This window comes from uncultured Cohaesibacter sp. (assembly GCF_963556055.3).
Lineage (GTDB): Bacteria > Pseudomonadota > Alphaproteobacteria > Rhizobiales > Cohaesibacteraceae > Cohaesibacter.
Window position 1 is genome coordinate 86,781 of sequence record NZ_CAUVYE020000023.1, and the last position, 18,704, is coordinate 105,484.

At 53.8% G+C, this 18,704-nt stretch carries 19 protein-coding genes and 1 tRNA gene; 10 read left to right on the top strand and 10 right to left on the bottom strand.

The window, feature by feature from the left end; translation table 11 throughout:
• The 4 genes from ACHZB8_RS15770 to ACHZB8_RS15785 are packed head-to-tail and all read left to right on the top strand — an operon-like array spanning position 1 to position 3,221.
• Positions 1–681, top strand: coding sequence for an isochorismatase family cysteine hydrolase (locus ACHZB8_RS15770; protein WP_316861722.1), 681 nt, complete (start codon positions 1–3; stop codon positions 679–681).
• On the top strand, positions 678–2,186 hold the full coding sequence (locus ACHZB8_RS15775; RefSeq protein ID WP_316861724.1) for an ABC transporter ATP-binding protein: 1,509 nt from the start codon (positions 678–680) through the stop codon (positions 2,184–2,186). Before ACHZB8_RS15770 ends, ACHZB8_RS15775 begins: the two co-directional genes overlap by 4 nt.
• A gap of 20 nt (positions 2,187–2,206) precedes the next feature.
• Positions 2,207–2,887, top strand: coding sequence for an isochorismatase family cysteine hydrolase (locus ACHZB8_RS15780; protein ID WP_316861725.1), 681 nt, complete (start codon positions 2,207–2,209; stop codon positions 2,885–2,887).
• Positions 2,880–3,221: a cupin domain-containing protein gene (locus ACHZB8_RS15785; RefSeq protein WP_316861726.1), complete on the top strand. Its 342-nt coding sequence runs from the start codon at positions 2,880–2,882 to the stop codon at positions 3,219–3,221. The genes ACHZB8_RS15780 and ACHZB8_RS15785 overlap by 8 nt, the downstream gene beginning before the upstream one ends.
• A 399-nt stretch (positions 3,222–3,620) precedes the next feature.
• On the opposite strand, the gene ACHZB8_RS15790 is transcribed toward ACHZB8_RS15785, so the two are convergent.
• Positions 3,621–3,707, bottom strand: a tRNA-Leu gene (locus ACHZB8_RS15790).
• A gap of 184 nt (positions 3,708–3,891) precedes the next feature.
• Positions 3,892–4,164 carry a FliM/FliN family flagellar motor switch protein gene (locus ACHZB8_RS15795; protein WP_316861728.1) on the bottom strand — a complete coding sequence of 91 codons (273 nt, stop codon included), beginning with the start codon at positions 4,162–4,164 and terminating at the stop codon, positions 3,892–3,894.
• Positions 4,165–4,379: 215 nt separating this feature from the next.
• Between ACHZB8_RS15795 and lipB the strand changes: the two genes are divergently transcribed.
• Together lipB and ACHZB8_RS15805 are read left to right on the top strand one after the other, a co-directional pair.
• Positions 4,380–5,081, top strand: a complete 702-nt coding sequence (gene lipB, locus ACHZB8_RS15800) for a lipoyl(octanoyl) transferase LipB (RefSeq protein WP_316861730.1) — start codon at positions 4,380–4,382, stop codon at positions 5,079–5,081.
• Positions 5,082–5,347: 266 nt separating this feature from the next.
• Entirely contained in the window at positions 5,348–5,527 is a 180-nt protein-coding gene (locus ACHZB8_RS15805) for a hypothetical protein (RefSeq protein ID WP_316861731.1), read from the top strand.
• Positions 5,528–5,577: 50 nt separating this feature from the next.
• Here ACHZB8_RS15805 and ACHZB8_RS15810 read toward each other — a convergent pair whose 3' ends face one another.
• Positions 5,578–7,614 (bottom strand): acetyl/propionyl/methylcrotonyl-CoA carboxylase subunit alpha, encoded by a 2,037-nt coding sequence (locus tag ACHZB8_RS15810; RefSeq protein WP_316861732.1) that lies wholly within the window; start codon positions 7,612–7,614, stop codon positions 5,578–5,580.
• 371 nt (positions 7,615–7,985) lie between these two features.
• On the opposite strand from ACHZB8_RS15810, the gene folP reads away from it, so the two are divergent.
• The 4 genes from folP to ACHZB8_RS15830 all read left to right on the top strand — a co-directional run bounded on the left by folP (position 7,986) and on the right by ACHZB8_RS15830 (position 10,500).
• Entirely contained in the window at positions 7,986–8,831 is an 846-nt protein-coding gene (gene folP, locus ACHZB8_RS15815) for a dihydropteroate synthase (protein WP_316861733.1), read from the top strand.
• Positions 8,832–8,849: 18 nt separating this feature from the next.
• The gene (gene folB, locus ACHZB8_RS15820; protein ID WP_316861735.1) at positions 8,850–9,245 is read left to right on the top strand and encodes a dihydroneopterin aldolase; all 396 of its coding nucleotides are present in this window, start codon (positions 8,850–8,852) and stop codon (positions 9,243–9,245) included.
• The gene (gene folK / locus ACHZB8_RS15825) at positions 9,242–9,742 is read left to right on the top strand and encodes a 2-amino-4-hydroxy-6-hydroxymethyldihydropteridine diphosphokinase (protein ID WP_316861737.1); all 501 of its coding nucleotides are present in this window, start codon (positions 9,242–9,244) and stop codon (positions 9,740–9,742) included. The genes folB and folK overlap by 4 nt, the downstream gene beginning before the upstream one ends.
• Before the next feature lie 206 nt (positions 9,743–9,948).
• Positions 9,949–10,500, top strand: coding sequence for an NADPH-dependent FMN reductase (locus ACHZB8_RS15830; RefSeq protein WP_316861739.1), 552 nt, complete (start codon positions 9,949–9,951; stop codon positions 10,498–10,500).
• Between the two features lie 141 nt (positions 10,501–10,641).
• Here ACHZB8_RS15830 and ACHZB8_RS15835 read toward each other — a convergent pair whose 3' ends face one another.
• From ACHZB8_RS15835 to ACHZB8_RS15865, 7 genes are all read right to left on the bottom strand, one after another.
• On the bottom strand, positions 10,642–12,174 hold the full coding sequence (locus ACHZB8_RS15835; protein ID WP_316861740.1) for an acyl-CoA carboxylase subunit beta: 1,533 nt from the start codon (positions 12,172–12,174) through the stop codon (positions 10,642–10,644).
• Between the two features lie 229 nt (positions 12,175–12,403).
• The gene (locus tag ACHZB8_RS15840; protein WP_316861742.1) at positions 12,404–13,246 is read right to left on the bottom strand and encodes an ATP12 family protein; all 843 of its coding nucleotides are present in this window, start codon (positions 13,244–13,246) and stop codon (positions 12,404–12,406) included.
• 20 nt (positions 13,247–13,266) lie between these two features.
• The gene (locus tag ACHZB8_RS15845) at positions 13,267–13,932 is read right to left on the bottom strand and encodes an HAD-IA family hydrolase (RefSeq protein WP_316861743.1); all 666 of its coding nucleotides are present in this window, start codon (positions 13,930–13,932) and stop codon (positions 13,267–13,269) included.
• A gap of 44 nt (positions 13,933–13,976) precedes the next feature.
• Entirely contained in the window at positions 13,977–14,990 is a 1,014-nt protein-coding gene (locus ACHZB8_RS15850; RefSeq protein ID WP_316861745.1) for an RluA family pseudouridine synthase, read from the bottom strand.
• A gap of 18 nt (positions 14,991–15,008) precedes the next feature.
• Positions 15,009–15,386 carry a fluoride efflux transporter CrcB gene (gene crcB, locus ACHZB8_RS15855; protein ID WP_316861747.1) on the bottom strand — a complete coding sequence of 126 codons (378 nt, stop codon included), beginning with the start codon at positions 15,384–15,386 and terminating at the stop codon, positions 15,009–15,011.
• Entirely contained in the window at positions 15,383–16,729 is a 1,347-nt protein-coding gene (locus ACHZB8_RS15860; protein ID WP_394706211.1) for a replication-associated recombination protein A, read from the bottom strand. Before ACHZB8_RS15860 ends, crcB begins: the two co-directional genes overlap by 4 nt.
• Positions 16,730–16,736: 7 nt before the next feature.
• Positions 16,737–18,218 (bottom strand): DegQ family serine endoprotease, encoded by a 1,482-nt coding sequence (locus ACHZB8_RS15865; protein ID WP_316861749.1) that lies wholly within the window; start codon positions 18,216–18,218, stop codon positions 16,737–16,739.
• Positions 18,219–18,704: the final 486 nt, after the last annotated feature.

The following is an 18,704-nucleotide window of genomic DNA, read 5'->3' on the forward strand; positions in this document are numbered from 1 at the left end:
ATGGCAAGCATCGCTTCTTCTCCCTATGCATGGCCCTATAATGGCGATCTGCGCCCGGACAATACCGCCCTTATCGTCATCGACATGCAGACCGATTTCTGCGGCAAGGGCGGCTATGTCGACAAGATGGGCTATGACCTGTCACTGACCCGAGCGCCCATCGAGCCGATCAAGGCCGTGCTCGCGGCCATGCGGGCCAAGGGCTACACCATCATGCACACCCGCGAAGGCCATCGACCCGATCTTTCCGATCTGCCAGCCAACAAGCGCTGGCGCTCCCAGCAGATTGGCGCGGGCATTGGCGACCCCGGCCCCTGCGGCAAGATATTGGTGCGCGGTGAACCGGGATGGGAGATCATCGACGAACTGGCTCCCCTGCCCGGCGAAGTGATCATCGACAAGCCCGGCAAGGGCAGTTTCTGCGCCACTGATCTCGAACTGATCCTGCGTCTTCGCGGCATCGAGAATATCGTCCTCACCGGCATCACCACGGACGTTTGCGTGCACACCACCATGCGCGAGGCCAACGATCGAGGCTTTGAGTGCCTGTTGCTGGAAGATTGCTGTGGCGCGACCGACAAGGGCAACCATGACGCGGCCATCAGCATGGTCAAGATGCAGGGTGGCGTCTTCGGAGCCATTTCCGACAGCACATCCCTCATTGCGGGGTTGCCTGAATGAGTGACCGCCGCAAAGCCCCCAAGGTTGAAACGATCGACATGACCATGCGCTTTGGTGACTTCACCGCACTCGATGCGGTCAGCATCAAGGTCGAAGCAGGCTCGTTCCATGCCCTGCTTGGTGAAAATGGTGCAGGCAAGTCAACACTCGTCAAATGCATGATGGGCTTCTACAAGGCAACCGACGGGCAAATGACGGTCAATGACAAGGAAGTGGAGATAGACGACCCCAAGGATGCCTATGATCTCGGTCTCGGCATGGTCTATCAGCATTTCACATTGGTGCCTTCACTGACGGCGGCGGAAAATCTGGTGATCGCGCGAACAGATACCCCCAAGATCATCGAATGGCGCAAGGAACGTCAGCGCCTTGATGACTTCATGGCGTCGATGCCCTTCTCGGTACCATTGAACAGACAGGTTCACAGTCTCGCGGCCGGTGAGAAACAGAAGCTCGAAATCCTCAAACAGCTCTATCTGGGGAACCACTTCCTCATTCTTGACGAGCCGACATCGGTGTTGACCCCGTCTGAAGCCGATGAGGTACTCGGTCATGTCCACAAAATGACCAAGACCGGAGATCTTACGGTTCTCATGATCACCCACAAATTCCGCGAGGTTCGCGCCTTTGCTGATACCGTCACGATTCTCAGGCGCGGAAAGCGCGTTGGCACCGGGCGGGTGGGAGACCTGTCCAACGACGACATGGCCGCCATGATGATGGGACAGTCAGACGTCGCCAATCCGCTTGAGAGATCCGGAGAGACGGGCCGGACAGTCCTCTCACTTGACCACGCCAAGGCAATCGATCGCAGTGGGACCAAGGAAATCACCATCGACGCGCTAAATGTGCGTTCAGGCGAGATTGTCGGGCTGGCAGGCATTTCCGGCAATGGTCAGGTCGAACTCATGGAAATGCTCACTGGCCAACGCAGTCTCCTGTCCGGTGCCATTTGCGTCGAGGGGGCTCCCTACCATGCAACCCGCAGCGAAGCCCACCAGCACAAGGTTCGTTATCTCCCCGAAGAACCCCTGCTCAATGCCTCGGCACCCCACATGAGCGTCGCGGACAATCTGGCCCTCAGAAGCTTTGACGAAAACGGCCGTTTGTTGCTTGATCGCAAAGGAATCATCCAAAGAGCCAACGCGCTCATCGAAGATTTTGACATCCGCACACAAGGACCACGCACCCCGATCAGGGATCTGTCGGGAGGCAATGTGCAGCGCGCGGCCCTTGCCCGCGAGTTGAGCGGTGATGTCACCTTGCTGATTGTCTCCAATCCTTGCTTCGGTCTCGATTTTTCAGCAGCCCGCGCCATTCGCGACCGCATCATGGAAGCCCGAAACCGGGGCGCAGCAGTTCTGCTCATCAGCGAGGATCTTGATGAAATTCTTGAACTGTCCGATCGCGTCGCAGTCATTAGCGAGGGCCGGATCGCATTTGAAACGCCGGTGGCAGATGCCGACCCCAAGGCGCTCGGTCACTATATGGCAGGGCATGCGTAAGCCTACAGACGAGTATAAGCATGAACAAAACAGATCTCAATCATATCGGCGCCCGCCCCTTTGCCTTTCCCTACTCAAAGGACAGCATTGGCCTTGTCGTCATCGACATGCAGCGGGACTTTCTCGAAGATGGCGGCTTTGGTGCCTCGCTTGGCAACGATGTCTCGCGTCTGAGAGCCATTGTCCCCACCGTCGCCCGCCTCATTGCCGGGTTCCGCGCGGCAGGCCTTCCGGTGATCCACACGCGCGAATGCCACAAGCCTGATCTGTCCGACTTGCCCCCTGCCAAACGGGATCGGGGCAATCCTTCCTTGCGGATCGGCGAAGAAGGCCCGATGGGACGCCTTCTCGTTGCTGGCGAACCGGGAACAGAAATTGTGCCTGATCTTGCACCCATTGCGGGCGAGCTGGTGATTGACAAACCCGGCAAGGGCGCTTTCTACCACACGGACCTTGGCCAGTTTCTTTCAGACAAGGGATTGAAACAACTCGTCTTTGCGGGTGTCACAACCGAAGTGTGTGTACAGACCACCATGCGCGAGGCCAATGACCGCGGCTTTGATTGCCTGCTGGCAACGGATGCCACCGAGAGCTATTTTCAGCATTTCAAGGACGCCGCCATCGATATGATCATTGCCCAAGGTGGTATCGTCGGTTGGGCCTGCGAGACCGATACCATTCTGGAGGCCATCCATGAGTGAACAGCGAGCATTCGAAGGCCTTCTGCAAGAAGGCTGGAAAGACCTTCCCTTCGAGCCCTTCCGCGAGGGTGTTGAGGTTCATTATCTCTGGCAGCAGGAGAGCGGGCCGGTCTGGGCATTTCTACGATATGAAGCGGGTGCCAGCGTGCCAAGACACTTGCACAAGGGACTGGAGACCATCATCGTGGTTGAAGGATCTCAGAGCGATGAAAATGGGCGGTATGAAACAGGTGCGGTCATCTGCAACCCCGAAGGAACCAGCCACGATGTCTGGTCTGAAGACGGGTGCGTCGTTCTCATTCAATGGGCCGAACCGGTGGAAATTCTGGATTGACGCACAAAAGCTCAGGCCGCTTGTCCTGAACCTTCACCGAAATATGTGATGCCTTGGTTGCAGTCTTTCGAACGGCCACCATTCAGGACATGCGTCAACTTGGAATGAAACCGCTCCAGACAAAACATTCATTTGTAGATTTAGCACTGCTTCATGAACGCCCGCAATGCCTCGCGCATCTCAAGCCGTTGGCCCGCTCGGAACAAGCAACCCAATGCCTACAAGTCGGAAAAGAGGGTGATACTCACAATGAAGATGAAGGCGGGTTTCTCTTGCATTCAGAGATCTGAAAGTGAGAGCAACCTCAATCCCAATAAAAAACCAACGGCGCACCAGCAGATGGCATAACCTTCGTCACTCATAAAATCATCAGGAAAGAGAATTCTCTTCTAGAGAGAATGGTGCGGCCGAGAAGACTCGAACTTCCACGGGAGTTACCCCACAGCGACCTCAACGCTGCGCGTCTACCAATTCCGCCACGGCCGCAAGCCTGTTGGCAATTCAAGGCTCTCGCCTTGTTGGTGGCGTGTAACTATCAAATATGCTGCGGGCAGACAAGCAATTTAGACTGCGATCAACAACAAATGTGGAAAGTTGATGACAAAGGCCGAACATTTCTTCAGGCAGCCGAAATTGCGCTGGCTTCGAACCCTGCCTTTTTCTGAAAAGACTAGGCTTCCATGCGATGGATACCGCGCAATGGGCGCCATTCGGCACTGCGCATCAAGACCTTAGTGATTGAAATACCGATCTTCTCGCCTCTCAGAATCACCTGACCATAAGCAACAGGGATATCATTGGCCAAAATCAGACAATCATCCTCTTCATGGGCATCAAGCTCGATAACCGCACCGCGCCCCATACGCAGAAGCTGATGAATCGGGATGGCCGTTGAGCCCAGAACAACCGAAATATCTATTGCAATTGAATCGAGATTGGTCACGATGCACCTTTCCGTGTTAGGCACGGGATCTGATCATGAAAGACATTAACAGAGTGTTACTATCTTTGGTAAATGAAAAGTTAACAAAGACACCAAAAGCAGAATAGCTGGCGCTTGATCACAAGGATGGCGTGATTTGCCCCAACAGCAAACCGGGCATCAACGGCCAAGGCGGCCACCTCAAGACAGCAACCTATAAAACAGCACGGACCAACATGAACAACGCTGATGCAATGAACACTATGCAGTCAAGGACCAATGCAGCCATCGAATGGCTGATCTCAGACACACCGGTTCCCTATCCGCAGGCTATCAGCTTCATGGAGAAAAGGATCACGCAGATTGCCAAGGGAGAAGCGAAAGAATGCGTCTGGCTGCTTGAGCATCCTCCTCTCTATACTGCGGGAACCAGCGCCAACCCGAAAGATCTGGTTGCACCGGACAAGTTCGATGTTTTCACGACCGGCCGAGGTGGGCAATACACCTATCACGGGCCCGGTCAGCGCATTGCCTATGTGATGTTGGACCTCAGTCAACGCAAACAGGATATTCGCCTGTTTGTTGCCGCCCTTGAAAAATGGATCATCAACAGCCTGGCCGAACACAATATCAAGGGCGAACATCGGGATGATCGCGTTGGTGTCTGGGTGCCGCGCCCGCAAAAGGGCCCGGACGTGGAAGACAAGATTGCCGCCATCGGCATTCGTGTCCGCAAATGGATTACCTTCCACGGCATCAGCCTGAATATCGAGCCGGAGCTTGAGCATTATAATGGCATCATCCCTTGCGGAATTGCGCAGCATGGCGTGACGAGTTTCGTCGACCTTGGCTATCCGATTGCCATGTCCGATGTCGATATCACCCTGAGGCAGGAATTCGAGAAGATTTTCGGCCCTACTTGCATGGCCACGCTCTAGAGATTCATAACTCTGGCGCTTTTTCGCCAGAGGTCTGCCCGTTGGCGGACCTCAGTGACCCTTTGCCGCGACGAGGCCAAAGCCGCCCCTGGGCGCGGAAAGCAAGAACGAGTCCCGCGTTGCAGCAAGCTCCCCAAAAAAGTGCATAAAGAAAAAAACTCGCCTTTTGATATTAACCAACAATAAACAAATTCTTTGCCATTCCCTGTTTATTAATCCTTTATTAAGGTAGAAATAAATTGAAATAGATTGCAAGGATAACGAACATGAAAAAGTCACTGTTTATTGCATTTTGCAAAGATGACAACGCCTCGGTAGCGCTTGAATATGCCGTCTTGGTCGGAACGATTGGATTGATCTGGATGAGTATCGCAAACCGTTACGAGCAGGAACTCAATCAGCTCTACCACGATATTACACGTGAACTCATCCGCATCCGATTCTAGACAACCCGATACCTCCCGAAGATGGTACCGGGTTGATCTGAACGCCCTCCTCAGGCAGCCTCTTCATCGTGCCGTTCAAATTCCATGATGACCGCATCGACTGACAGACTGTCACCTGGCTTGACAAGAATTTTCTCAACCACAAGATCGCGTTCGGCGCGGAGAACATTCTCCATTTTCATCGCTTCAACGGTCGCCAAAGCCTCACCGGCCTGAACCACCTGCCCCTCGTTGACAGCGATGGAAACCACCAGTCCCGGCATCGGACACAACAGCAGATTTGATGTATCAGGCGGAATGCGCTTTGGCAAAATGGCTTCCATATCGGCGACATGGGGCCGCATCACCTTGATTTCCTGACGCACGCCCTTGTAGGTCAGAATCAGGGAGTTGAGGCCGGTACGAACCTGCACGATCATCTCCCGGCCACCGACTTCACCGCACCAAAGCTTCCAGCCCGGCGCCCAGTCTGACAAGACAGCGACGATATGCCCGTCAGGCAATGCCAGTTCCATGTCAATCGGCGTCGTCGGCTCGCCGCCGCAAAAGCGCAAGGGATAGCGTGTCTCTTTCGAAAAGGCCGCCACCCAATGCTCATGCATGGGAATATTCTCAAGCTTGCGGGTATCCTTGAAGCGATGCAGCCGGTCGCGCAACACCAGCTCGATTGATGTTGCAACACAGGCAAGCGCCAATTCGTCTTTCTCGTCAAGCGCCCCACCAAGAAACCCTTCAGGAAATTCCTCGGCAATAAACCCTGTCGTGATGTCACCGGAACGCCATTTCGGATGCTCCATGAGCGTCGTCAGAAAGGCCACATTATGCTCGATACCATCCACGATGAATGCGTCAAGCGCACGCGACATGTGGTCGATCGCCGCCTCTCTGGTCGGGCCATGAGTGCAGAGCTTGGCAATCATCGGATCATAGAACATGGTGATTTCAGAGCCTGCCTCGACACCCGTGTCATTGCGGATGGTCAAGCCGGAGGCCGTCCCCTCCATTGGCGGCTCATAATGCACGAGACGACCGATTGATGGCAGGAAATTGCGCAGCGGATCTTCGGCATAGATCCGGCTTTCGATCGCCCAACCATTGATCGTCACATCCTCCTGCTTGAGCGACAGGATCTCACCATTGGCGATACGGATCATTTGCTCGACCAGATCGACACCCGTGATCAACTCGGTCACCGGATGTTCCACCTGAAGGCGTGTATTCATTTCAAGGAAGTAGAAATTCTTGTCCTTGTCGACAATGAATTCGACCGTTCCGGCCGAATGATAACCAACGGCCTTGGCCAGTGCGACGGCCTGCTCGCCCATCGCCTTGCGCGTGTCTGGATCGAGGAACGAGGATGGCGCCTCCTCGATCACTTTCTGGTTCCTGCGCTGAATGGAGCATTCGCGTTCGTTGAGATAAATGGCATTGCCATGCTTGTCGGCCAGCACCTGAATTTCGATATGGCGTGGCCCGACGACATATTTCTCAATGAAACATCGATCATCACCAAATGACGATTTGGCTTCTGAGCGCGCCAGCTGGAACCCCTCTTTGGTTTCCGCTTCATTCCATGCGATCCGCATGCCCTTGCCGCCCCCGCCAGCAGAGGCCTTGATCATCACCGGAAAGCCGATTTCCCTGGCGATTCGAACCGCCTCATCGGCGTCCCCGATCACTCCCATGTGACCGGGAACCGTCGACACCCCTGCATCAATGGCGAATTTCTTTGACTCGATCTTGTCACCCATCGCCTTGATGGCATTGGTAGGCGGGCCAATAAACTCCATGCCTTCAGCCGAAAGCGCCTCGCAGAAGTCCGCATTCTCTGACAGGAACCCATATCCGGGATGAACCGCTTCTGCGCCTGTTGCCTTGCATGCCTCGATGATCTTGTCACCAAGCAAATAGGATTGAGCAGCAGGAGACGGGCCAATATGAACCGCTTCATCTGCCATCTGCACATGCATGGCGTCTGCATCCGCATCTGAATAAACAGCGACGGTGCCGATGCCCATTTCCTTTGCCGTCTTGATAACACGGCAGGCGATTTCACCACGATTTGCAATCAATATCTTACGAAACATGTCAATCCTGCTTTTGCCAGCATCCCCCAATTGGCTTGCAAGGAGGATGAGACCACTTCATTTTCCAGACGTTGGCACATTGGGCAACCGAGCCCGAACTCCACCCGCCCGAACTCCACCCGAACGACCAGGCTTTACCCATGAACTAGTAAGCCGGGGAAAATATGAGAGCAATTCGAACCATCGGAGGGATCAAGAGAAAATATAATCATTTCAACACACTACAAGAAAGACATGAGACTATTTGATGAGAAATCTTGGCAACAAATCTGTTTTGACAGACAATTTCGGTGCCTTTCACGCTTATCGGCTTTTCCCGCAACTCCAAATCCTGCTAAGAAAACGGGGTGCAAAGACAGGTAGAGATGACAATGCAGATTTCGCAAGAGAAACGAAAGCTCGGGCCAATTGACTGGGTCCCGTCACAGAGGCCTCTTTTGATGGGCATCATCAATGTGACGCCGGATTCCTTCTCAGACGGGGGCAGCTATCTCGCCACGGATCAGGCACTCGCTCATGCCGATACACTGTCTGCGCAAGGGGCAGACATTCTTGATATCGGCGGGGAATCGACCCGCCCCGGCGCCCATCTCGTCACGGAAGAAGAAGAATTGCAAAGGGTCTTGCCTGCCATCGCAGCAATTGCCAAGGCCAACCCCGAGAAAGCGATTTCGATTGATACCTACAAGGCACGCGTTGCCGCCAAGGCTCTTGAAGCCGGTGCCCATATCGTCAATGATGTGTGGGGCCTTCAGCGCGAACCGGACATTGCCAAAGCGGCGGCAGATCATATGGCGCCCGTCATCATCAATCATTGGGAAAATGAACGTCAGGCCGATTGCGATATTCTCGACCAGATGAAGCGCTTTTTTGACCGCTCGATAGAGATTGCCCTATCGGCGGGACTAAAGGACAGCAACATCATACTAGACCCCGGCATCGGCTTTGCAAAGAACACGGAAGAAAATACTGAAATTTTAGCTCGACTTGAACAAATGTGCGTTTGGGGGTATCCAATACTTGTTGGAACATCGAGAAAAAGGTTTATTGGTGCCCTGACCGGCAAGGAAAATCCGCAAGACCGGATCTTTGGAACAATTGCTTCCAACGTGATTGCCTTGATGAAGGGAGCCGTCATTTTTCGCGTGCACGACGTCGCCGAGCACAAGGATGCGATAGCTGTTGCCCATGCCATCCATCGTCAGCAACAGATCTGAGCCACTGGAACACACATTATGGACCGAATAATCCTCAGAGATCTGGCTTTCTTTGCCTATCATGGTGTTTACGAGGAAGAAGCAAGCCTTGGACAGCGCTTCTACTTCGATCTGGACTGCTATCTCGATTTGCGCGCTGCTGGCAGAAGTGATGATGAAAGCCAGACCGTGCGCTATGACCATATCGCCCGGCATGTAGAAGTCATCGTCACCAAAAGACGATTCAAACTGATCGAGGCTCTGGCTGAAGCAGTGGCACAAGACTTGCTTTTCAGCTTTGAAACCTTACAGCAAGTGCGCATCAAAGTGCGCAAGCCCGAGGCGCCAATCCCAGCCATCGTCAAGGACATTGCCGTGGAAATTACAAGAGACCGCCGGGATTACGACCAAAAAAGCGAGGAACAGGCTTCATGATCGATCGTCCCGAAGAAATTGGTGTCTATATCAGCCTTGGGGGCAATATCGGCGACCCGGCGATCACGATTGATGACACGCTTTCGACCCTGTCTTTTCAGAAGGGAGTGGTGGTTGAAACCCGTTCTCCTTTCTACAAGACGCCACCTTGGGGGAAAACCGATCAGGCGGTTTTCATCAACGCCTGTGCAAGCCTGAAAACGACGCTTTCCCCTCACCAACTGTTGGAAACATGCCTGAATGTCGAAATGCGCATGGGACGGCAAAGAGGCGAACGGTGGGGACCGCGCATCATCGACATCGACATTCTGACCTATGGCAATGAACAGATACAAAGCCCCGATCTGACCATTCCGCACCCCTATATCACGGAACGCGCCTTTGTGCTGGTGCCATTACGCGACATCGATCCAACCTTTTCTCTCAATGGCATCTCCATCGACGAGATGATCTCGAAAGTCGACATAACCGGAATCGAGCAACTCGATTGTCATTGACTCATGCGAGCGACAAAGGATAACGCGACAACCGCACGACCGGAGAAAGCGAAATCCGCTATGGACGGACAGACTGGAAACATTCTACCATAACCCGCAAAAGGCCATTTTCTTCGGTCTTTGCAAAAACCTGCATAAAAGCGCTATCGTTTTCAGCAAAACTGAAGAGCGCTTTCCCTTTTTTATGAACACAACAAGCAAAAGTCATGACACACTCTCTCAATATCGTAGGAATCTGCGGCAGTCTGCGAAAAGCGTCCTATTCCCGACAACTGCTTCACTCCATCGCAAAGATGCTGCCTGAAGGCAGCTCCTTCAGCGAACTCGATATCGCGCTCATTCCGCATTATAATCAGGATGAAGACACTCCTGATGGCCCTGAAGCGGTTCTCAAAGGCCGAAAAGCCATTGCGGCCAGTGATGCAATCATCATCACCTTGCCGGAATTCAACCACGGCATTCCCGGTGTTCTCAAAAACGCCCTTGATTGGCTGTCCCGGCCAGCCTTCACAGGCTGTTTCACCAACAAGCCCGTTTTCTTCGCAACGATCGCACCAGGACCACTCGGAGGCGTCCGTGCTCAGGCGCAAATGAGAGAAACACTCTACTGCATGCGCTGCACACTCGTGCCATTGGCAGAGGTGGCCGTAACCCACGCCGCATCGAAATTCGCAAATGATCAGCTTCAGGATCAGCCAACCATCGACCATATCCAAACGGTGCTGGCTTCTTTCCTTGAACAAAATTCACTGAAATAACAGCAGTCTCGCAACAGGCGCAGACGTAAACAGCTGTGATTTCAAACCCCAAAACAAAACAAGGTCGCATATCGAAAACAGACATGCGACCTTGCCAAACAAATGCCCAAAGGGGGCTCGACCGGAACCGGACAACAATCCCTATAGCGGAATATTGTCGTGTTTCTTCCAAGGATTTTCCAGACGCTTGTGACGAAGCATGCGCAGAGCCCTTGCCACACGCAGGCGCGTTCGTTGTGGCATGATCACCTCATCGATAAAGCCCCGCTCCGCAGCAACGAACGGCGACAGGAACCGGGTTTCATAGTCCTTGGTGTGTGCGGCAATCTTCTCAGGATCATTAAGATCCTTGCGGAAAATGATCTCAACCGCACCTTTTGCTCCCATCACCGCGATTTGAGCCGACGGCCAGGCATAATTGATATCGCCGCGCAAATGCTTGGAACCCATCACGTCGTAGGCTCCACCATAGGCTTTCCGAGTGATCACTGTAACCTTGGGAACCGTTGCCTCGGCATAGGCAAACAGAAGCTTTGCGCCATGCTTGATCAGGCCGCCATATTCCTGATCGGTACCCGGCAGGAACCCCGGCACATCAACGAGAGTTATCACCGGAATTTCAAACGCATCACAGAAACGGACGAAGCGAGCAGCCTTACGCGAGCAATCGCTGTCAAGCACACCTGCAAGCACCATTGGCTGGTTTGCGACAATCCCCACGGTGCGCCCCTCGATTCGGCCAAACCCGACAATGATGTTGCGCGCAAAAGACTCCTGAATTTCGAAAAAATCCTGCTCATCGACAAGCTTTAGGATCAGTTCTTTCATGTCATAGGGTTTGTTCGGATTGTTCGGAACCAAAGACGCCAGAGACTGGTCCTCACGATCCCACGGGTCATGCGTTTCAAACTGTGGCGGCAAGGTGGTGTTGTTTTCCGGCAGGAAATCGATGAGACGGCGCATCTGCAACAGAGCTTCGATGTCATCATCATAGGCCCCGTCTGCAATCGAGGATTTCGTCGTGTGAACCGAAGCTCCGCCCAATTGCTCCGATGTCACCTCTTCGTTCGTGACCGTTTTGACGACCTCCGGCCCGGTCACAAACATGTAGGAGCGGTCCCGAACCATGAAAATGAAATCGGTCATCGCAGGCGAATAGACGTCCCCCCCTGCGCATGGCCCCATAATGAGGGAAATCTGCGGAATGACACCCGATGACATCACATTGCGCTGGAAAACCTCACCATAGCCACCAAGTGCATCGACGCCTTCCTGAATACGGGCGCCACCTGCATCAAACAGCCCGATAATCGGAGCTCGGCTCTTGAGAGCCATATCCTGAATCTTGATGATCTTCTGAGCATGAGCCCAGGAAAGCGAGCCACCAAGAACCGTAAAGTCCTTGGCAAAGACATAGACAATACGCCCGTTCACCGTGCCCCACCCCGTGACCACACCATCACCGGGCATCTTGACCTTTTCCATTCCAAAATCAGTGCAACGATGCTGGACATACATGTCGAATTCTTCAAAAGAATTCTCATCAAGAAAGGCTTCAATTCTTTCTCGTGCCGTCAGTTTACCCCTTTGATGCTGGGCATCAATTCGATCCTGACCCCCCCCCAAACGCGCTTGCTCGCGACGTCTTTCAAGCTCGGCAATGACAGTTTTCATGGCGGCAATCCCTCAACACAGAAACAAGAATTCGCGAAAGAAATTCGGCAGGCCACAGTCAACTTTCGACTAAGAAGCCCGATATATCAGTCTGTTACCAGACTGTTGCCGGTTGGAAGTCGCGATTTATCTCTTGAGGGCTAACATAGAAAAGGAAAATCAAATAGCTATTAGATCGGATGAAACGATAATAGAATAGTCTTAAGCTGAAAGCTCAAGACGGGTCACTTCAGGCTTGAAAAGCCTCGATAATGAACGCCGCAGCATCAAACTCGGTGCGGCGAAAAACCCGGCGTTTGGTCGCCTCTTCGTCCTCACCCCAAAGCTCGATATTCCAGTCTTCGTCGACCATGGCCGCAGCCCAGACCTCGTCCCGCTCCATAAAACGCTTCCACAAGGCATAGGACAAAAGCGCAGAACCGGTGATCGTCATGATCGTGTGGACCGAAGCAAGTTGGAAAATATCAAGCTCGCACCAGATGCCTTTGAGCCGCTCCGCCATCACGGGAGACTGGTCCACGGCAAGAATGCCGCTCGCTTGCACGAACCGCCCTCCGAGCTCAACCTCCGCCCAGTCCAGAACCGGATGCCAATGCGCTTTCTGGCGCTCTACAAGCCTCTGGGGATGGCTGGCAGGATAGCAAAGCAGATCATTGCCCAGATAAGCGCATATTTCTTCGAGCATGGCCTCTCGTGCCGCTTCCACCCCATCAATGGTGGAATTGACGAGCCGTGTCATGGGCATCAGCGCCGGATTGATTTCCGTCTGCTGCGCGTCCCACTCCTCTCTCAGGATCTCTGCGACAGATCTTGAGGGCACGGCAACAATCTTCTTGGCCGGGCTTCTGACAGAGCGCCCATCAAGCAGGATGCTGAAACGCTCGCTGCCATCTTCAAGACGCTCGCATCCAATTTCAACCTGCTTGTAAAACCGCTTTGGCAGAGGAGTCTTGGCCGCTTCCTTGGACCGCATCATCGGGTTTTGACTGCTATCCTTCTGGCCGGGAACAAAATCTCCGAACAGCTGCTCGAATTCGACGCTGTCGTGCTTTTGATCATTCTTGTCAGACATGCAGCCTCCCCCCTACGGTCTTAGAGAAAACGCGCCAAAAGCGTGTGCAGAGCCGGGTAATCATCAACAATATGATGTGCACCAGCCTCTCTCATCACCGCTTCAGCATGATAGCCCCAATTGACACCGATGGCTGTAACCCCCGCATTGACCGCCATTTCCATGTCATAACTGGTATCGCCAATCATATAGGTATTCTCAGGCGCAACACCAGTTTGCTCCATAGCTTGCAAAATCATTCCCGGATTGGGTTTGGAAGGCGCTCTGTCTGCCGTTTGAACCGTCGTGAAAAGATCATGCCAACCGTAGCAATCAAAAAGATGCAAAACACCCCGATAGGCTTTGCCGGTGGCAATCCCCAAAAGCACGTTTTCCGTTGCCGCGAGCGCTTCAACCACCTCTTTGGCGCCCTCATACAGCAGCTCGATGGCTTCCCCGCTTGCGCGCTTGGCGATGACAAAATCCTTGTAACTCTCAACGATCGCCGCATTGTCCGCCGCGCTCAGGTCCGGAGCCAGCTTTGCAATCGCCTCAGGCAGAGACAGTCCGATGATCGAGCGGCTCTCATCTGCTGTTGGTCGCTTGCGATCATGAACTCCGAACGCATGATCCATGCCCTCGACAATCGTGTGCTGACTGTCAACGAGTGTTCCGTCACAGTCAAAAATGAAAAGCTTGAGAGTCATGAAAATAGGGTCCTGTAAGGAGAAACAGAGGGTTCGGAATATTGCTAGTCTTCCGTGCCAAGCTCGTCTTCGATTTCGAGATCATAGGCCGAGACATCAAACCCGAGCAGGTTCCAGCTCTGCTGCATGTGCGGAGGCAGCGGCGCCGAGATATCCAGAATTCCGCCCTTGGGATGGGGTATGCGGATACGGCGTGCATGCAGGTGAAGCTTCTTCTGAATGCCGCCGGGGAACTCCCAATTCTCGATGTTGAAATATTTGGGATCACCGATAATCGGGCACTCCATATAGGCAGAATGAACGCGCAGCTGATGGGTACGCCCCGTCACCGGCTTCATCACCAGCCAGGACATTTTCTGCCCCGACTGCTCAACAACCGAATAGTGCGTGACAGCATGTACGGCACCATCATCGCCATGACGGGCAATCCGCATCCTGTCACCATCCTCAGCCTGATATTTCGCCAGATAGGTCGAGATACGCGCCTGATGCGGTTTCGGCACACCGCGCACCAAAGCCCAATAGGTTTTCTGCGTCGAGCGCTCCCGGAAGGCCTGCGCCAATTGCATCGCGATGGAACGCTTTCGCGCAACGACAAGAACACCGGATGTGTCTCGGTCCAGTCGGTGCACAAGGCGAGGCTTTTGTCCGTTGCGATCCCGAAGGGCCTCAAGCATCCCATCCACATGCCGGCTCATGCCCGAACCGCCTTGAACAGCAAGCCCCGCCGGCTTGTTGAAGACAAAGATATCCTTGTCTTCAAAGAGCATGATCGAGCGAAGGAAATCGCCATCCTTGTCATCCGCCCGCGGCATCGCCCGCTTGGGCGCGGCATTTTGCGACTTCTCATCGGTAGCCAGAGGCGGAATACGCACCTCCTGACCTTTCATCAGCCTCGCATTTGTCTTGACCCGCTTGCCATCGACGCGCACTTGCCCGGTGCGCATCAATTTCTGCAATTGGCCGAAGGAGAGACCGGGATAATGCTCCTTGAACCAGCGGTCCAGCCGGAGCCCATCTTCCTCACCTGAGACTGTGCGAAACTGAATCGTCGCCATCTAACAAACTTCCCTCAATCAAACCAGCGCCCGGGCCGCAGAGAGCCCAGCAAAGAGCGCCACAATACCGCCCGCAAGCGAGATTGCAATATAAAATAGCGCAACGGTCGTCTGTCCCCGCTCGGTCATTGTCACAATATCCAGCGAGAAAGTGGAAAAGGTTGTAAAACCACCAAGCAGACCGGTCGTCAGAAGCAATCGAATCTCTGTGCTGGCATTGAAACGCACGGCCAGGATATGGATCAGCAGCCCCATGAAAAAGGAACCGACAATATTGCAGATCATCGTGCCATAGGGAAATCCACCACCAAAGGATCTCAGCGCCATCAAGCCGACCAAATGACGTAAACTGGCTCCGGCCGCCCCGCCAATCGCAACGAAAATAAAATGATTCATTTCTTTCTTTCCATTCTCAGGCGGGACCAATAATCCAGCCTTTTTCTCAATTCTCTCTCAAATCCCCGTTCCACCGGTTCATAAAAAACCTGCCTGCCAAGCTCCTCAGGGAAATGATCCTGACCGGAAAAGGCATCCGGTTCGTCATGATCATAAAGATATCCGTCGCTATAACCCTCTTGAGCCATGAATTTGGTGGGTGCATTGAGACTGTGCTTTGGCGGTTGAAGCGACCCTGCCCGTCTCGCCTGCTTCATTGCTGCATGAAAGGCAAGATAGCCCTTGTTGGATTTCGGTGCCGTTGCAAGATAAATGGCCAGCTCCGCAAGTGCATAATAGCCCTCGGGAGGGCCGATCAGTTGAAAGGCCTCCCTTGCCGCCTGCGCCATGACAAGTGCATTGGGATCTGCCAGACCGACATCCTCGGACGCCATGACGGTCATGCGCCTGAGCAGATAAAGCGGGTCCTCCCCCGCATCAAGCATCCGGCACATATAGTAAAGCGCGGCATCGGGGTCGGACCCCCGGATCGATTTGTGCAAGGCGGAAATCAGATTATAGTGCCCCTCGGCGGACTTGTCATAGACCGGGGCGCGTCGTTGCAGGATATTGCCCAGCTGCTCGGCACTGAAAATTTCGCCCTCATGGGCCGCACGCCAGACTTCCTGCGCCAACGTGAGAGAGGAGCGACCATCCCCGTCCGCCATCCTGATCAGCGCTTCACGGGCCTCTTCATCAAGAGGCAAAGGCTTGCCCAAAGCTTCCTCGGCCCGTTTTAGCAACTTGCCGATTGCCTCGGCATCGAGACTTTTGAACGTCAGCACCTGAGACCTGGAGAGCAAGGCTGCATTGAGCTCAAAAGACGGATTCTCTGTCGTGGCACCGACAAGGATGACCGTTCCGTCTTCCATCACAGGCAGAAAGCTGTCTTGCTGGGCCTTGTTGAACCGATGGATCTCGTCAACAAACAACAGGGTCGTCTTACCGATCCGTCGCCTTTCACGGGCCGCTTCAAAGACTTTCTTGAGATCCGCAACACCCGAGAAAATCGCGGAAATCTGTTCGAAATGCAGATCGATACCGTCAGCAAGCAGACGCGCGACCGTTGTCTTGCCCGTGCCCGGCGGTCCCCAAAGCACAAGGCATCCAAGCGTGCCGCTCTTGAGCATGCGCGTAAGGGTGCCATCGGGGCCGACCAGATGGTCTTGCCCGACGACATCCTCCAACCTTCGGGGTCGCAACAAATCGGCTAGAGGCCGATTCGCACCATCACCCTTGGCATCCGACTGGTGCTGGCCCGAGCCAGCAATGTCCAGCCCTGCATTTTCAAACAGATTGCTCACATCATTCTCAACTGACGACCGTCTGGATGATCTTGCCGTCACGCTCGATTTCCAACCGCCAGAGGCGGAAATCCTGCTCGGACAGCACTTTCAATTCCTTGGTATTGCCGACAACCTGTCCGTTGATCTTGCGGACAATATCGCCGGGTTTCAGACCAAGCCGCGAAGCATAGGTCCCGTTTCTAACCTCCAGCACAACAACACCGTTAAGTCCAGAGTCAAGCCCCATTTCCTGCGCGACGGCTGGGGACAGGTTGAGCACTGTTGCACCGGAAAAAGGTGAATAGCCTTCAATAAGACGCTGATCTCGAGGCGGCATCTCAGGAGCGGCCTGTGCGCGGATGGACAAATCCCGCGCCTTGCCCTGACGCAAAATCTCAAGCGGGATATCCCCTCCCAGAGGCTGGGTCGCAAAACGATAGCCAAAACCGTCCGGCGTCGAAACCTCCTTGCCATTGACCGACAAAATCAGATCTCCAACCTTCAGGCCCGCCTTCTCGGCAGGACTGTTTTGATAAATCTCAGTCACCAGCACGCCCTGCGGGCGCTCAAGACCAAGGCCGGAAGCAATATCGGACGTGACCATCTGCAACCCGCCACCAAACCAGGCCCGCTGAACCTTGTTCCCCGAAATGGCTGCGTCGGAGACCAGTTTGACCATGTTGGCAGGAATGGCAAAGCCGATGCCGTTGGAGCCACCTGAACGGGTGTAGATGGAACTGTTGATACCAACCAGACGCCCCTGCATGTCCACCAGCGCACCGCCCGAGTTGCCCGGATTGATGGCCGCATCTGTCTGAATGAAATAGCGATAGTCAGTTGCCCCGACTTGTGTGCGCGCAACAGCAGAAACGATGCCGCTGGTCACCGTCTGCCCGACACCGAACGGGTTACCGATAGCGAGCACCAGATCGCCGACTTCCAGATTGTCGGAATCCGAAAACTCCAGATGCGGCAGGTCCTTGTCCAGATCCCGAATCTTCAGGATGGCCAGATCGGTGCGCTCATCATCAAGCACCACATCGGCTTCAAACTCTGTCCTGTCAGCCAGAGCAACTTTCACCTCGGTCGCTCCATCGACCACATGGTGATTGGTCACGATCACCCCGGTATGGTCAACAATCACACCAGATCCAAGGGAGCGCTGCACACGTTCACGCGGAGCGCCAAACCCGCCACCACCGAAGAACTGCTGAAAAAATGGATCACGGAAAAAGGGAGACTGATCCCGCGTCACCACTTTTCGAAAAGCATAGACATTGACCACCGCAGGCGCAGCCTCCTTGACCAGAGGCGCAAAACTGAGCTTCATTTCAGCCTGATTGGCAGGCACGCGATTGGCCACCGGCGTTACTTGCACAGGGGCCGACGCGGACCCAGACACCGGAGACGCGGCATTGGATATATGCACATAGTCCGCAATGAAAAACCCGCCTGAGGCAGCCAAAACCAGAGCTGCCACCGCAGCAATACCTTTTTTATTCGTCATTCTGCAACCTCATTTCCTTTGAAAACAAACACTTGTCACTTAAAATCTTCTGTTTTCAATATTGGCCAAACTCAAGGCAAGAAAAGGGTCAAATCCCATTTTTTATCAAGCATTGCGAAGATTTAATCAAACTTAAGTCGGATAAATCAACCCCGTTTCAACAAAATTGAAAATGAAAGGCAAGTCTCGGCCGACATTGCCAAATACCCGAAAAAACCCTTCATTCCACCAGCCCCCATAAACCGGCAATTTCACGATACCCCAGGAAAGAGAGAACGGCATGAAGAGGCATGCTTTGCCAGGATCAGAGCCTTTGGTACCCCCCTCGACAACTGATCCTTAGCACGTCCTCACAAGCACTTGACCTGCAAATGCGTGCAGCAGCAATAAAAAGAGCGCCTCGGGGGAGTGCCTCAACAATCCGATATCTTAATTGCCCAACGTCATTCTTACCAGATGCGAAGCCCTCCTGAGAAACGAGTCCGC

Coding starts and splice junctions, on each gene's coding strand:
- ACHZB8_RS15770 (WP_316861722.1), top strand. CDS start 1: ATGGCAAGCATCGCTTCTTCTCCCTATGCATGGCCCTATAATGGCGAT.
- ACHZB8_RS15775 (WP_316861724.1), top strand. CDS start 678: ATGAGTGACCGCCGCAAAGCCCCCAAGGTTGAAACGATCGACATGACC.
- ACHZB8_RS15780 (WP_316861725.1), top strand. CDS start 2,207: ATGAACAAAACAGATCTCAATCATATCGGCGCCCGCCCCTTTGCCTTT.
- ACHZB8_RS15785 (WP_316861726.1), top strand. CDS start 2,880: ATGAGTGAACAGCGAGCATTCGAAGGCCTTCTGCAAGAAGGCTGGAAA.
- lipB (WP_316861730.1), top strand. CDS start 4,380: ATGAACAACGCTGATGCAATGAACACTATGCAGTCAAGGACCAATGCA.
- ACHZB8_RS15805 (WP_316861731.1), top strand. CDS start 5,348: ATGAAAAAGTCACTGTTTATTGCATTTTGCAAAGATGACAACGCCTCG.
- ACHZB8_RS15810 (WP_316861732.1), bottom strand. CDS start 7,614: ATGTTTCGTAAGATATTGATTGCAAATCGTGGTGAAATCGCCTGCCGT.
- folP (WP_316861733.1), top strand. CDS start 7,986: ATGCAGATTTCGCAAGAGAAACGAAAGCTCGGGCCAATTGACTGGGTC.
- folB (WP_316861735.1), top strand. CDS start 8,850: ATGGACCGAATAATCCTCAGAGATCTGGCTTTCTTTGCCTATCATGGT.
- folK (WP_316861737.1), top strand. CDS start 9,242: ATGATCGATCGTCCCGAAGAAATTGGTGTCTATATCAGCCTTGGGGGC.
- ACHZB8_RS15830 (WP_316861739.1), top strand. CDS start 9,949: ATGACACACTCTCTCAATATCGTAGGAATCTGCGGCAGTCTGCGAAAA.
- ACHZB8_RS15835 (WP_316861740.1), bottom strand. CDS start 12,174: ATGAAAACTGTCATTGCCGAGCTTGAAAGACGTCGCGAGCAAGCGCGT.
- ACHZB8_RS15840 (WP_316861742.1), bottom strand. CDS start 13,246: ATGTCTGACAAGAATGATCAAAAGCACGACAGCGTCGAATTCGAGCAG.
- ACHZB8_RS15845 (WP_316861743.1), bottom strand. CDS start 13,932: ATGACTCTCAAGCTTTTCATTTTTGACTGTGACGGAACACTCGTTGAC.
- ACHZB8_RS15850 (WP_316861745.1), bottom strand. CDS start 14,990: ATGGCGACGATTCAGTTTCGCACAGTCTCAGGTGAGGAAGATGGGCTC.
- crcB (WP_316861747.1), bottom strand. CDS start 15,386: ATGAATCATTTTATTTTCGTTGCGATTGGCGGGGCGGCCGGAGCCAGT.
- ACHZB8_RS15865 (WP_316861749.1), bottom strand. CDS start 18,218: ATGACGAATAAAAAAGGTATTGCTGCGGTGGCAGCTCTGGTTTTGGCT.